Annotated in this window: 14 protein-coding genes; all 14 read left to right on the forward strand. The window is 42.1% G+C overall.

Annotated features, from left to right (window positions below; translation table 11 throughout):
- Window positions 1-13 precede the first annotated feature (13 nt).
- The 14 genes from ACXAEA_RS03165 (at window position 14) to ACXAEA_RS03230 (ending at window position 14203) form a co-directional block, all read left to right on the forward strand.
- A complete protein-coding gene (locus ACXAEA_RS03165) occupies window positions 14-2440 on the forward strand; it encodes a hypothetical protein (RefSeq protein WP_475094488.1) in 2427 nt (808 codons plus the stop codon).
- Between the two features lie 290 nt (window positions 2441-2730).
- Window positions 2731-3417: an N-acetylmuramoyl-L-alanine amidase gene (locus ACXAEA_RS03170; RefSeq protein ID WP_475094489.1), complete on the forward strand. Its 687-nt coding sequence runs from the start codon at window positions 2731-2733 to the stop codon at window positions 3415-3417.
- A 152-nt stretch (window positions 3418-3569) separates the two neighbouring features.
- Window positions 3570-3941, forward strand: coding sequence for a hypothetical protein (locus tag ACXAEA_RS03175; RefSeq protein ID WP_475094490.1), 372 nt, complete (start codon window positions 3570-3572; stop codon window positions 3939-3941).
- A 259-nt stretch (window positions 3942-4200) separates the two neighbouring features.
- Complete coding sequence (locus tag ACXAEA_RS03180; protein ID WP_475094491.1) at window positions 4201-5235, forward strand: LacI family DNA-binding transcriptional regulator; 1035 nt, start codon at window positions 4201-4203, stop codon at window positions 5233-5235.
- The gene (locus tag ACXAEA_RS03185) at window positions 5225-6181 is read left to right on the forward strand and encodes a sugar kinase (RefSeq protein ID WP_475094492.1); all 957 of its coding nucleotides are present in this window, start codon (window positions 5225-5227) and stop codon (window positions 6179-6181) included. The genes ACXAEA_RS03180 and ACXAEA_RS03185 overlap by 11 nt, the downstream gene beginning before the upstream one ends.
- Before the next feature lie 13 nt (window positions 6182-6194).
- Window positions 6195-6740, forward strand: a complete 546-nt coding sequence (hxlB, locus tag ACXAEA_RS03190) for a 6-phospho-3-hexuloisomerase (RefSeq protein WP_475094493.1) — start codon at window positions 6195-6197, stop codon at window positions 6738-6740.
- 11 nt (window positions 6741-6751) lie between these two features.
- Entirely contained in the window at window positions 6752-7762 is a 1011-nt protein-coding gene (gene allD / locus ACXAEA_RS03195; RefSeq protein WP_475094494.1) for an ureidoglycolate dehydrogenase, read from the forward strand.
- A 30-nt stretch (window positions 7763-7792) separates the two neighbouring features.
- On the forward strand, window positions 7793-8791 hold the full coding sequence (locus ACXAEA_RS03200) for a TRAP transporter substrate-binding protein (RefSeq protein ID WP_475094495.1): 999 nt from the start codon (window positions 7793-7795) through the stop codon (window positions 8789-8791).
- A gap of 66 nt (window positions 8792-8857) precedes the next feature.
- Window positions 8858-9349, forward strand: coding sequence for a TRAP transporter small permease (locus tag ACXAEA_RS03205; protein WP_475094496.1), 492 nt, complete (start codon window positions 8858-8860; stop codon window positions 9347-9349).
- A complete protein-coding gene (locus ACXAEA_RS03210) occupies window positions 9349-10620 on the forward strand; it encodes a TRAP transporter large permease (RefSeq protein ID WP_475094497.1) in 1272 nt (423 codons plus the stop codon). Before ACXAEA_RS03205 ends, ACXAEA_RS03210 begins: the two co-directional genes overlap by 1 nt.
- Window positions 10621-10631: 11 nt before the next feature.
- On the forward strand, window positions 10632-11651 hold the full coding sequence (locus ACXAEA_RS03215; RefSeq protein ID WP_475094498.1) for a zinc-binding alcohol dehydrogenase family protein: 1020 nt from the start codon (window positions 10632-10634) through the stop codon (window positions 11649-11651).
- An 11-nt stretch (window positions 11652-11662) separates the two neighbouring features.
- Entirely contained in the window at window positions 11663-12298 is a 636-nt protein-coding gene (locus tag ACXAEA_RS03220; protein ID WP_475094499.1) for a bifunctional 2-keto-4-hydroxyglutarate aldolase/2-keto-3-deoxy-6-phosphogluconate aldolase, read from the forward strand.
- Window positions 12295-13356 carry a mannonate dehydratase gene (gene uxuA / locus ACXAEA_RS03225; protein ID WP_475094500.1) on the forward strand — a complete coding sequence of 354 codons (1062 nt, stop codon included), beginning with the start codon at window positions 12295-12297 and terminating at the stop codon, window positions 13354-13356. The genes ACXAEA_RS03220 and uxuA overlap by 4 nt, the downstream gene beginning before the upstream one ends.
- Window positions 13357-13366: 10 nt before the next feature.
- Window positions 13367-14203: an SDR family oxidoreductase gene (locus ACXAEA_RS03230; RefSeq protein ID WP_475094501.1), complete on the forward strand. Its 837-nt coding sequence runs from the start codon at window positions 13367-13369 to the stop codon at window positions 14201-14203.
- Window positions 14204-14481: the final 278 nt, after the last annotated feature.

Raw genomic sequence — 14481 nt, forward strand, 5'->3', positions numbered from 1 at the left:
TGGAGGGAGAAAATTGCTAGATTGGAAAGATAATGACGATGATAAATTCATCCCGAATGAATTTGATGAACATAAGGATACCAAAAAAGAGAAGACTAATGAAAGTCTAAAGGATTTTAGTTTTGACACACCTTCTAAAAACGAAAAAAAACCTGAACTGCAGCAGAAGGAAGACGACTTAACTACTAAAAATGAATTGACTAAAGAACATGTTTTGGATATCAAAGAATTCGTTGGAGATGGTGGACTAAAACGAGAGCAGGAAGGTTTGAAAAATTTCCAATTCGAAGATAATATTACAAAATTCAAACTAGATAATCATCTGGAGTCAAAGGATCTCAACAAAGATGAAGAGGTAGTCAAGCAAGATAGGCTGGAAGGATTCCAGTTTAATAATAGTATAAAGGTAGAGCAATCAGATCATAAAGAATCACCCGACTTGAACAAAGAAGAATTAGATAAGCAAAATACGCTGGAAGGATTTCAGTTTGATGATATTACAAAGGTAGAACAATCAGATGATAAAGAATCACTCGACTTAAACAAAGAAGAATTAGATAAGCAAAATAGGCTGGAAGGATTTCAGTTTGATGATGGTACAAAGGTAGAGCAATCAGATGATAAAGAATCACCCGACTTGAACAAAGAAGAATTAGATAAGCAAAATAGGCTGGAAGGATTTCAGTTTGATGATAGTACAAAGGTAGAGCAATCAGATGATAAAGAATCACCCGACCTGAACAAAGAAGAAGAATTAGACAAGCAAAATAGGCTGGAAGGATTTCAGTTTGATGATAGTACAAAGGTAGAGCAATCAGATGATAAAGAATCACCCGACTTGAACAAAGAAAAATTAGATAAGCATGATAGGCTGGAAGGATTCCAGGTTAATGATAGTACAAAGGTAGAACATTTAGATGATAAAGAATCAAGCGACTTGAACAAAGAAGAATTATATAAGCAAAATAGGCTGGAAGGGTTTAAGTTTGATGATGGTGAAAAGTTGGAACTATCAGATCATAAAGAATCACCCGACATGAACAAAGATGAAGAGTTAGATAACCAAGATAGGTTGGAAGGTTTCAGATTTCATGAAACAGAAATAGATGATTTAAAAATTACAGCTATAGAACATGAATATGAAGAAAAATACGAGGAAATAGAAAGACAGTTTCAGGATCGTTTAAAAGAAATTAATAAACAATATGATGATACTATTAATGGGTTAGATAAAGAAAATGAACCGGTGGATCTCCTAAAAGTAATACAAGAAACAGGAGAATCAGGCAATCTTGGAACCCCTGGTAATAAGGAGGATTTCTTAATAAACGATACCAAGAAAAAAGAAGATCCAAAACCAAATCCTGAAAAACAGAACTTCTATGCCATTTGGGATGATAAAAAGGAGAATACAATAAAAAAGGTAGTAGATCAAGTCGTTGATTTTTCGGACCAGCATGGGAAAGTTAATAAAAATGATAAGGAGAAATTAAAAGAAGTTGGGAAGGATTTTCTAAAAGAGAAAGTGGATAAGTTGGAAGATGAAATTGTAAAAGATAACATCAAAGATTTATCAAAGGGAGAAGATAGTGAGTTATACAATGACTTGGTCAATATGAAAGAAACCTGGAGTGAAATTAAAGAAAATCCAGAAGAGATCTTTGAAAATATTAAGCAATCAGTAGAAAGTTTAGACGAAATTGTGGGTGAAATAATAGATAACTCAGCAGAGGTTCTGGATGACCAAGTGGTACAAATTGATAAAGATTTTCATGAAATGAAAGATTATGTTCAGGAGTATAATGAGTACCTTAAGGAATGGTCAGAAAATCCAAGTGAATTCAAAGAAATTGTACATGAAAAAGCAAGGGAATTCAGTATAAAATTTTGCGAAGAAACTTTTAATTATACGGACGAACAATTAGTAGACAATGTAGTTGGAATAGTAGAACGTGATGCAGAGGGAATACATAAAGCATTGTTTGATAATCACAGCATGAAAGAAGCAATAAGTGATCATTCAAATGAAGTATTGGAAGATCTTAAAGAGCAAGCAATTAATGATGGGAAACAAATTACAGACGAATTACTAGATCAATTAAAAGAAGAAGCAGCCGGTAAGTCGCTTGATGCCGTATTAGATGTTTTTGCAGGGGAAGGAATAAAGTTGTTCCGCATGGTAAATGATACAGTGAAAAAAAGATCGGACAAACATAGTATACACTATGAAGGTGATACATTTAAGGAACAAATTTTAAACGGAATTCAGTCTTATAAAAATGCTTATAAAGAAGAAGGGATTTTAGGTATTGGCAAAACATTTGGCAAAGGTATTGCGGTAGAAGCAAAAAATATTTGTGTGGATTACTACGAGAAATCAACTACTACTATTCGGTTAGGTTATAGATTATACAAATTTGCTAAACAACGATTGGGGTAGCGAAATTCAAGAGCGTAAGTTATTGAATTAAGTTAAGGGTGGTTAATAGAAAATCTGCCCCGTAAATTTTCTAACAGATTCCTGTAAAGATACAAATAAGTAAATTCAGAGATAATTCGCATTAGAATTTACCTAGGAGAATTACTTTCTATTTTATAGGGAGTAGTCAAGTTGTTTCCTTTTAATTTGTAAAGTAAGTGTCTTCGAGTTAAAAAGGTTTTTTACAATGTATTCACGAAATGTTAATTATGCATTCTTTTGAATGGAATTCAAGTTGGTGGAGGAGAAGGATGGGAAAAAGGTGTGTGTTGGTGGTTTTGCTCTTTGGATTATTTTTATCCGGTGGCTGCTCGAAAATGGAGGAAGAAGTAATGGTAAAGGTTATACCACCAAAGCCAAAACCGGTTCAAACAGAGACACAAATCCCGGTGATTGAAGATTTTATTCCGAAGATGAATTTTGTTCCTCGAAGTAATGTAAAAACCCATGTAGTTCTTCATTTTATTAGCAATGCCTCAGTGAACCCTGAGAAGCCATATATATATGAAGATATTCGAAGTATCTTTATAGAATACGATGTATCCCCTCATTATATGATAGATCGGGACGGGGAGATATATTTTTTATTACCAGAATCCCGAGCTGCCCGCCATTCTGGTAAGGGGGGACTCATAGGATTTCCTGAATACAAAGACCATTTGAATGATTATTCAATTGGAATCGAACTGATGGCAATAGGAACAGAAGCCGAAATGCAGTCGATGATGTCTATAGATCATTATAGCAAAATTCCCAAAGAGCATATTGGATATACGGAAGCCCAATACAAATCTCTAAATTTATTACTTGATGACATTCTAGAACGAAATAAAAAGATTAAGAGGGATCGAAATCATATCATTGGACACAACGAATATGCGCCGGAACGTAAGTCAGACCCTGGAAGTTTTTTTGATTGGTCGAAGATTTTTAGGTGACAAAGCATGGAGCGTGTCCTACTTCAACTAGCTTTTATGAAGAGACACTCCGATAATATTTTGAATATTATATAAACAAAATCTTGACTAGTCCCTTAGCCCTATAAGAAAATAAGGATAGTACATATTACTTTATTGGACGGGATGAATAAGTGAAGGTAGAGAGTGTCGTCATTGTTATTAATAATCTTATGGACAAACAGCAGTATGGATCGGCCAGGGATATGATTCAAAAAGAGTGGAAGAGAATAACGGAGCCTTTAAATTTTCAATTGCTTGGCAGTGAGGCGAAAGAACTCGTTAAGGTAATTGCGAGAGAAAAGCAGTATAGTGAATTCAACGTATTGAGCGAAAAAGATAAACGTATTCTCAATTTGTTGAACGAGGCTGTCAGGGATGTTAAACTCCCTTATGCCAAGAAGATTTTCTTTGAACACAAGGAGCTGTTTGACCAGTCACATGCCCAGAAATGGCTGACTTCTGACGCGCGCTTCATGTGTTATGCTTGGAATAAACATGCTTGATATAGAAGCAAGGGGTCGTAATTAGAACCCTTTGCTTCTTTTTTATCTCTTTCTAGTTGGACATCCAGTGGATGCTTTTATGTCAATAAGGCAGGTGAAAGAAGAGCAATATTAGCTTTTCTTTTACATTAAAGATAATTTAAAATTTTTTAAAAATACTGATTGCATTTTGAAAGGGGTTTCATTTATAATCTTACTAAACCGGTTTACTAAATCGTTTTACTAAATCGGTTTAGAGGTTTTTTAAGAAGGGATATCTATGAAAAAAGTAACCATGCAAGATGTTGCTGTAAAAGCGGGCGTTTCGAAAAGCACGGTTTCTCAGTACATAAATAATCGATATGAGTTTATGGCGGAGCCTACTAGACTGCGCATTCAGGAAGCGATTCGCGAACTTGGCTACATTCCGAATTTTGTTGCGAAGAGCTTGAAGCAGAAGAAGTCATCGACGATTGGAGTGATCGTGGCGAATATCCTCCATACCTTTTCGACGGAAATTATCCGGGCGATTGAAGATGCGTGTGAGCTAAGCCAGTTCCATATGTTCGTCTGCAATGCCGATGACAATCCGGAAAAGGAACGGGAGTATATCAATATGCTCCTTGCAAAACAGGTTGATGGTCTGATCATCTTCCCGACTGCGGACAACAAGTGCTTGTATGAAGAGTTGAAACGCTCGAATTTCCCGGTTGTATTCGTCGACAGGAAATTGGAAGAGCCTATTTATCCGACTCTGATGCTGAACAATGAGAGGGCGGCAGAGATTGCGGTCAGGGAGCTGTTGAAAAAGGGGCACAATAAAATCGGTGCCGTATCGATGTCCATAACTCAAAAAGTTTCACCAAGGGTTGAGCGTATCAGCGGCTTCAGGAAAACGCTCACTGCTAATGGTATTACTCCTAATGAAAACTGGATCATTACTGCCGAGCGGAAGGGAATTATGCCAGCGCTTGAACAGCTTTGGCTGCAGGAAGAAAGGCCGGAAGCGTTTTTTGCCACAAATGATCTTTCGCTGATAGAGTTGCTGAAGTTTTTAAGGAAAAAGAATCTTCAAATCGGCAAAGATGTAAGCGTTATCGCTGTGGATGATTCGGATTTTCTGGAAATCGCTGCTACACCGATTTCGGCAATCAAGCAGCCTACCTTCCAAATCGGGAAGGATGCAGCAGAGGCGCTGTTCAACCTTATTGCTGAGCCGCAAATGCAAGATTCATATGATTTAAGAAGGTACGACCCTGTATTAATCGAACGGGAGTCTGTGCAAGCGTTGGGAGAGAAGAACAATGCCAGATAGACATAAAGTTTTGACAATCGGAGATGCAATGATCACGTTCAATCCATCTGTGCAGGGTCCGCTCCGCTTTGTGGAGAGCTTTAACCGGAAAGTTGGCGGTGCCGAACTGAACTTTGCGATTGGATGTGCCCGGCTGGGAGTGGAGAGCAAGTGGATCAGCCGGCTCGGCAATGATGAGTTTGGCAGGGTAATCTATAATTTTACCCGCGGAGAAGGTGTCGATGTATCTGAGGTTAAGTTGGTAGAAGGCTATCCTACCTCTCTTAATTTTAAAGAAATCAATGGGGACGGTTCCGGTAAAACTTTCTATTATCGATACCATTCACCAATTACGACCTTAACGCCTGAGTCAGTAACAGAAACTTGGCTCGAAGGCGTAGACCTGCTTCACCTGACAGGAGTGTTCATGGCAATTGATCCTAATAACCTGAAGGTGGTTAAGAGATTAATAGATATTGCCAAAGATAAAGGAATACCAATCTCATTTGATCCAAATATCAGACTCAAGCTATGGACGATTGAAGAAGCCCGCAAGGCATACAACGAGATTTTCCCTCATATAGACATCCTGCTCACTGGCCTGGATGAAATACGTTTGATCATTGGCAAAGATTCTGCAGAGGATCTTGGAAAGTTCGCTGATGAATATGGAATCAAGGATCTGGTAATAAAGGATGGCGCGAATGGATCAAGACTTTACCGGGATGGAAAATGGACCGAGGCACCGGGTTTCAAAGTCAATCCGATTGATACAGTAGGGGCCGGAGATGGCTTTGATGCTGGATATGTATATGGCTGGCTAAAAGGCTTCACGCCTGAACAGCTGCTCAGGTTCGCAAACGGTGTAGGCGCACTTGTCACCACGGTTTCTGGGGATAACGAAGGTCTTCCTTATTTTGAAGAGGTAAGCGCCTTTATCAACAATGAATCGATCATCGAACGCTAAAGGGAGAGACGCAATGGAGACAATTGCAGCTGTATTAGAAGAAATGCAGGAAGTATGCATGAATGTCAATGCAGAAGAGTATGACTCCTTCGTTAACCTTTTAAAGAATAATAGCCGCTTCTTTTTTACCGGAGAAGGGCGATCAGGATTTGTGGCCAGGGCCATTGCCATGAGGCTGATGCATAGCGGCAAAACGGTTTATGTTGTTGGGGAAACTACTACACCGGCGATTCAGGAGAATGATATTTTGATAGTCCTGTCAGGCTCAGGGAAAACAGCCCAGGCACTGAACATATCAGAAAGCGCTCATGGTGTGGGGGCCAAGGTTTTCTTCATTACGACAAATGTGGAAGCGCTTCAGCTGCCTTTCATCTCGAGTGGCATGCGGATTCCGGCCTCAACTAAGTATCGCCTTGAGGATGAACCAGAAACGATCCAGCCTCTGGGAAACCAGTTCGATCAGGCTGCGCATCTGATCATGGATGCAGCGATCATTGACAGCCTGGCAGAAGGAAAGACGAACGAAGAATTACGAAAAAAGCATTCTAATCTGGAATAGGGGGACAAAGAATGTCTACTGTAACCATTCCGCATGAGGAAGCCAAAGAGCTGGTTGTAAAAAAACTTAGCGAGGCGGGATTGAACAAGGAACACGCAGATAAGGTTGCTGAAATCCTTGTCCATGCGGACCTTCGAAATGTTAATTCACATGGAGTTTTGCGCACCGAGCATTACTTGAACCGTTTGAATGCAGGTGGCATCAATCCAGATGCGAATATCCAATTCAATAAAACCGGTCCAGTTACAGGTGTGGTCGATGGTGATGACGGCTTTGGCCATGTGATTGCGGATGTTGCCATGAAACAGGCAATCGAAATGGCGAAGGAAAATGGCATTGGCATGGTAACTGCCATAAACAGCAGTCACTGTGGCGCACTTAGTTATTTTGTGCAGGAAGCTGCTGAACAAAAGCTGATTGGGATTGCGATGACCCATACGGATAAAATTGTTGTTCCGTTTGGCGGAAAGGAAGCGTTCCTTGGAACGAATCCAATCGCTTATGGCATCCCTGCTAAAACAAGCAAGCCTTTCATTTTGGACATGGCTACATCGAATGTGGCTCTGGGCAAAATCCTTCAGCACAAAGAAGAAGGCAAGGATATTCCGCCTGGCTGGGGAGTAGACGAGAATGGAGAAACGGTGACGGATCCTGCCAAGGTAGTATCACTTCAGCCATTTGGCGGTCCAAAGGGGTATGGACTGTCGATGATTGTGGATATCTTCTCGGGATTGCTGGCTGGTGCAGCCTTTGGTCCGCATATTACCAAAATGTATGGTGATTTGGATAAGAAACGCAAGCTTGGCCATTACTTCTGCGCGATCAATCCTGCATTTTTTACAGATGCGGATGCATTCCTTGAAAGCATGGATCAAATGATGGTTGAAATTCGCCAGTCACCACCTGCACCGGGATTCTCACAAGTCTTCGTGCCTGGGGAAATCGAACAGCTGAATGAAGAAAGAAACATTCAAAATGGGATTACAATTGCTTCCAGTGTGTATGAATTTTTAAAAAAATAAATCATTGCGAACAAAGGGAGGAAATATTTCATGAAGAAAGCAAAATTATTATCAGGTGTTTTGGCAGCATCACTTTTACTAACAGCATGTGGCTCTGGAGATTCCGAAAAAGCTGGCGGCAGCAAGGATGTAATCAAATGGAAGTTTGGCCACCTTGCTGATGAAAATCACATCTGGCATAAAACAGCTCAGAAGTTCGAGGAGCTTGTTGAGGAAAAAACAGACGGCGGGATTGATATCTCGATTTATCCAAACAACTCACTTGGCGGGGAGACAGATACAATCAACGCTATCCAATCTGGAACTGCTGACATGGTCATCTCTGGTGAGACACTTCAAAACTGGGCTCCAAAAGCGGCTTTGATGGCTGTTCCATACGCATTCCGCGATCTTGATCATGTTAAAACGGTTGTTGAAGGAGAAATCGGTGATGAAATTGAAAGTGAAATCACTGAAAAAGCTGGATTAACACCTTTGTACTACCATACTCGCGCACCACGTAACCTGACATCTAACAAAGAAATCAAATCTCCAGAGGATCTAAAAGGTTTCAGCATGCGTGTTCCGAACGTTCCGTTGTTCCTGAAGGTTTGGGAAGCTGCTGGCGCTAAGCCACAGGTAATGGACTTCAATGAAGTATTCACGGGTCTTCAGCAAGGAGTAATCGATGGCCAGGAAAACCCTGTTGACTTAATCAAGAGTGGTGCACTATATGAAGTTCAGGATTATGTAAACCGTACTGAACACGTTTATTCCTGGATTTACATCCTTGTTGGAAACAAGCAGTTCGACGCGTTAAATGACGACCAGAAGAAAGCAGTAACGGAAGCAGCTGCTGAAGCTCAAAAATACGGCGAAGAGCTTTATGACAAAGAAATCGCACAAATTGAAAAAGATCTTGAAAAAGAAGGCATGAAGTTTGTCGATGTCGATCAGGATGCATTCCGTGAAGCGATGATTCCTGCAATTAAAGCAAACTTGAAGCCAGAACAATATGAACTCTACGAAAAAATTCTTGAGACTAAGTAATTTGAATTAAGGCACTGTCCGGCTATCATAGCTGGCTGTGCCTTTCCTTCAAGAAAGGGTGATTCCATGAAAATACGCAAATGGCTCGATATGATATTGTCCATTTTGACCGTTGCCAGCTTTGCTGGTGTCATTGCTGTCGTGACAATCCAGATCATGTCCCGCTACCTGCCTTATACTGCGATTTGGACAGAAGAACTGACGCGATACTTATTTATTTATGCCGTATGCTTTGGCGCTCCACTTGCACTGCTGCGAGGAGATTTCATCAATGTCGATATGATTTTTGCTAAAATGACGCATAATTTCAGACGTTTTTATGAAATAGGAATTTACATTCTGCTGATTGTTCTGTTTGCCGTAATGATCAGGACTGGCTATGATTTCACACTGGTTGGCACGCAATTATCTGCGACGATGCCATTCAAGATGTCGGCAGTCCATGCAGCCATTTTAATCATGTCAGCACTATTAGCGCTGTATTCAATCATTAAAATTGTAAGATTGGTTCGAAACCAAGAAGACTTTAAGTCAGAAATCGATGGAGGCGAAATCTAATGGCTGCCATATTGTTCATTTCATTTATTGCATTGATATTTTTAGGCGTGCCGGTTGCTTTCAGCCTCGGTTTGTCTTCCTTGCTATATTTATTCATGGCGGATATTCCTCTGACCATCATTCCCCAAAAGATGTTTGCGGGACTGAACTCATTTGTCCTGCTTTGTATTCCAGGGTTTATCCTTGCTGGTAACCTGATGAACGCGGGCGGAATTACCGACCGGATTATCCAGTTTGCCAATAATCTATTTGGACATATCCGCGGCGGTCTTGGTCTTGCGAACGTCGGTTCATCCATGGGATTCGCAGGAATTTCCGGAACAGCACTTGCGGACACAGCCAGCATCGGAGCCATTTTGATTCCTGCGATGAAGAAAGAGGGCTACGGTTCAGGCTTTTCTGCAGCAGTAACTGCCTCTTCATCGACTGTTGGTCCAATCATTCCGCCATCGCTGCCAATGATCATTGTGGGAACATTGGCTTCTGTTTCTATCGGGGATCTATTTTTAGCCGGTGCAGTGCCAGGCATATTGCTTGGATTAGGTCTGATGATCCCAACTTACATTATCTCAGTAAAGCGCAACTATCCGAAAGGCGAAAGAAAATCGCTTAAAGAAATCTTTGAGAGCTTTATGGGTGCTTTCTGGGCCCTGTTCATGACATTCATCATTATGTGGGGCATACTGGGAGGCTACTTTACTCCAACAGAAGCTTCCATTGTTTCAGTGCTGTATGCACTAGTTATCGGTATCTTTGTTTATAAAGAATTGCCGATTAAAAAGATTCCTGGAATCATGCTATCGACTATGAGATCAACAGCATCCATCATGCTGCTTGTTGGATTTGCCAACCTGTTCGGCTGGATCATGGTCAGTGAGCAAATTCCACAGATGGTTGCAGATGCGATTCTTGGAATCTCGGAAAATCCAATTGTCGTAATCTTACTGATTAATCTATTATTGTTATTCGTTGGAACATTCATGGAAACGATCGCGGCACTTGTCATCTTATTCCCGGTTCTATTGCCTGTGGCAGCGTCAGTCGGTATGGATCCTGTGCAGTTCGGAGTTATGATGGTGCTTAACCTTGTTATTGGTCTAGTTACACCGCCAGTAGGTGTGTGTCTATTCGTTGCTTCGCAAATCGGTAAAGTATCAATCGGAAAGACAGCGAAAGAGCTTGTACCTTTCATCGGAGTCAGCCTGGCTGTATTGATGCTGGTAGCGTTTGTTCCACAGATTTCACTTTATCTACCAAGCTTATTTGAATAGGTGGTCATAGAATGAAAGCAGTCCAAATTCCTAAAGCAATGGAGCTCGTGATTCAAGAGTTAGAACAGCCAGTAATTAATAATCCGGAAGATGTTCTTGTAAAAGTAAAGCGTGTAGGCATTTGCGGTTCGGATATGCACATTTACCATGGGACGAACCCGCTTGCTACTTATCCTCGCATCCCTGGCCATGAAGTTGCCGGGGAAGTGGTCGAAGTGGGGTCAGCTGTCAAAAATGTAAAAGCTGGAGACCATGTGGTTGTGGAGCCGATCCGCTTCTGCGGTGAGTGCTACGCTTGCCGTAAAGGCCGGCAGAACGTTTGTAAATCATTATCCGTTTTTGGAGTCCACCAAGATGGCGGAATGAGAGAATACTTTGTGCTGCCGGAAAGACAGCTGCATGTAGTGGATCCTTCATTGGATTGGGATGAAGTGGTTTTAGCTGAGCCATATACAATCGGTGCCCAGTCCGTTTGGCGTGGAGACGTACAGGAAATGGATACTGTATTGATTCAGGGGTCAGGCCCGATTGGAATCTGTATTTTAAAAATGGCGAAGCTTCAAGGTGCTAAAGTCATCATGACCGACCTTGAGCAAGAGAGACTCGCATTCGCTAAGGATAATGGAGCGGATGAAGTTATTAATGCGCGTGAAGAGTCCGTGGTGGACAGAATTATGGAACTGACGGATGGTGAAGGTCCAAACGTTGTGATTGATGCTGTTTGTCTGCCATCAACCTTTGAATTGGGAGTCAATGTCGTTTCACCTGCAGGCACAGTCGTAGTGCTTGGATTTGATGAGCGGCCATCACAGATTCCGCAGCTGCCGATCACGAAAAAGGAAGTAACAATCGTTGGCTCACGCCTGCAGACGAATCAGTTTGGCAAGGTTGTCTCATTACTTAATGATAGAAAATTAAAGGGAAATGGTTTTATCACCCATCACTTCCCGCTTGATCAGGTAAAAGAAGCTTTTTCATTCGTTGAAAAGAATCCGGGTGAAGTCCGAAAAGCAGTTATTGTTTTTGAATAGGGAGCGATTGGATGAACTTAAAGATTGAAACATTACATCAATTGTCGGAATCCAAAGTAGTGGCCGTTGTTCGTGGTTCAACAGCTGAAGAGGCAATCCAGATTTCTGAGGCAGCAATCGAAGGCGGCTTCCGGGCAATCGAATTAACCTATACAACGCCCGAAGTGGCAAAGGTATTCGAAGCGCTGGCAGGCATGGACGCTATTCTGGGTGCTGGAACAGTCCTCGATCCTGAAACAGCGCGACACGCAATCTTAAGTGGGGCAAAATTCGTTGTCAGCCCGAATTTTAATAAGGAAATCGCTGTGTTATGCAACCGTTACTCAGTGGCCTATCTGCCAGGCTGCATGACCATTACTGAAATTGTTACGGCCATTGAAAGTGGCTGTGACATCGTAAAGCTGTTTCCGGCAAACCGTTTTGATCCGACCTTTATTGGTGCGGTTAATGGGCCTCTGCCGCAGGTGCGCGTAATGCCGACAGGCGGTGTCAATCTGGGGAATGTGAAGGATTGGCTTAACGCAGGGGCAGTCGCAGCAGGAATCGGCAGCGATTTGAATAAAGCATATCGTAGTGCTGGCAAAGACGGAGTCAGGGAGCTCTGCAGCAAATACATCGAAGCTGTAAAAGGAGGAAATGTCTCATGAATATAACGTTCCGCTGGTATGGACGCAATAATGATACCGTAACTCTGGATCATGTAAGACAGATTCCAGGCGTGAAAGGCATTGTTTGGGCTTTGCACCAGAAGCCTGTCGGTGAAATATGGGAAAAAGAAGAAATCAAGGCGGAAATGGATTACATACAGTCCCATGGCTTCCATGGTGATGTGGTTGAAAGTGTGAATATCCATGAAGCGATTAAACTTGGAAACGAAGAGCGTGACCGCTATATCGAGAATTACAAGCAAACGATCAGGAATCTGGGTGAGTTCGGCGTAAAGGTCATTTGCTACAATTTCATGCCGATTTTCGACTGGACCAGAACTGATATGTTCAAGGAGCTTCCGGATGGATCTACTGCTTTATTTTTCGAAAAAGCGAAAGTGGAAAACCAGGACCCACAGGAACTAATTGATACTGTCGCCTCCGCTTCTGATTTAACGCTGCCAGGCTGGGAGCCTGAAAAAATGGCTCGGATCAAGGAATTGTTTGCGGCGTATGAAAATGTAACAGAGGATGACCTTTGGGAAAACCTTGGGTACTTCCTGAATGAAATTCTGCCGGTTGCTGAAGAAGCTGGCATAAAGATGGCCATCCACCCGGATGATCCACCATGGACGATTTTTGGATTGCCTCGGATCATGACAGGAAGAGAAAGCCTGGAGAAGCTTCTATCAATCTCTGACTCTCCTGCAAACGGGATTACCTTCTGCACAGGATCACTTGGCGCCAGTCCTAAAAACGATATGGTAGCCCTTGCGGCTGAGTTTGCACACAAGGCACCATTTGCCCATATTCGAAATGTGAAAATCTTTGAAAATGGCGATTTTATTGAAACATCTCATTTAACATCAGATGGGTCGGTCAATATCAAAGGTGTAGTAAAAGAACTATCCGATATCCAGTATGAAGGGTATGTCCGTCCGGATCACGGCCGTCACCTGTGGGGCGAGGTGTGCAGACCAGGATACGGTTTATATGACCGCGCGCTAGGCATCATGTATCTTCTTGGATTATGGGATGCATACCAGGCTTCAAAATAGGAGGAATACGATGTTTCCAATCCATGAAAACTTAAAGGGTAAAACAGCAGTTATTACTGGAGGAAGCGGGGTACTTTGTTCTGAGATGGCACGTGAGCTGTCCAGGCATGGTGTCAATGTCGCGATTCTTAACCGCACCGTCGAAAAAGGAGAAACAATTGCTGCAGAAATCAAATCTGCAGGCGGTTCAGCGCTTGCGGTTGCAGCAGACGTGCTGGACCAAACTTCCCTGGAAGCTGCAAAAAACTTGGTGGTCACCGAATTCGGCGGAGTTGATATTTTGATCAATGGAGCTGGAGGAAATCACCCTGACGCAATCACAGCAGTGGAGACTTATGAAGAAGACTCAACCGATCAATCCTTCTTCGATATGGATGCCCGCGGTTTCTCAAAAGTATTCGACACCAACTTTACCGGAACATTTTTAACCTGCCAGGTATTCGGCAAAGAGCTGCTTAAGAAGGAAGCTCCAGTCATCATTAATATATCGTCCATGAGCGCGTATTCGCCGATGACGAAAGTACCGGCATACAGTGCAGCTAAGTCGGCTATTAACAACTTCACCATGTGGATGGCCGTGCATTTCGCCGAAACAGGTCTGCGTGTCAATGCGATTGCCCCAGGATTCTTCCTGACATCCCAAAACCGCAATCTGTTGCTGAACGAAGACGGGACGCATACAGATAGGTCCAAGAAAATCATCGCGAACACGCCGATGAAGCGATTCGGGCAGCCAAAGGACTTGCTTGGCGCACTTCTCTGGCTTACAGATGAGGAATACTCCGGCTTTGTTACTGGTATTACTGTACCGGTAGATGGCGGGTTCATGGCTTATTCCGGAGTGTAAAATATTTTGAAAAGACAGCCGCAGGACGCGTTTCCTGTGGCTGTTTTCTATTTTTTTAAAATTATTCATTTAAATAATTCTGCAGCGATGGATGAAATCCTAAAAATAAAGTCCGGGAGAGATCAATTATGAAACTAATCGTAATCGGAGGAGTTGCTGCAGGATTGTCACTCCCTCACTTGTGTTAAAGGGAAGAAGAAAGTTCAACAATTTTAGCAGAATGCTAAAAACCACAAAGAGAATATCGTTCGGAAAAGTTATTTTTTTGGATAATCGGG

It is taken from the genome of Mesobacillus sp. ABV4_180 (assembly GCF_056158485.1).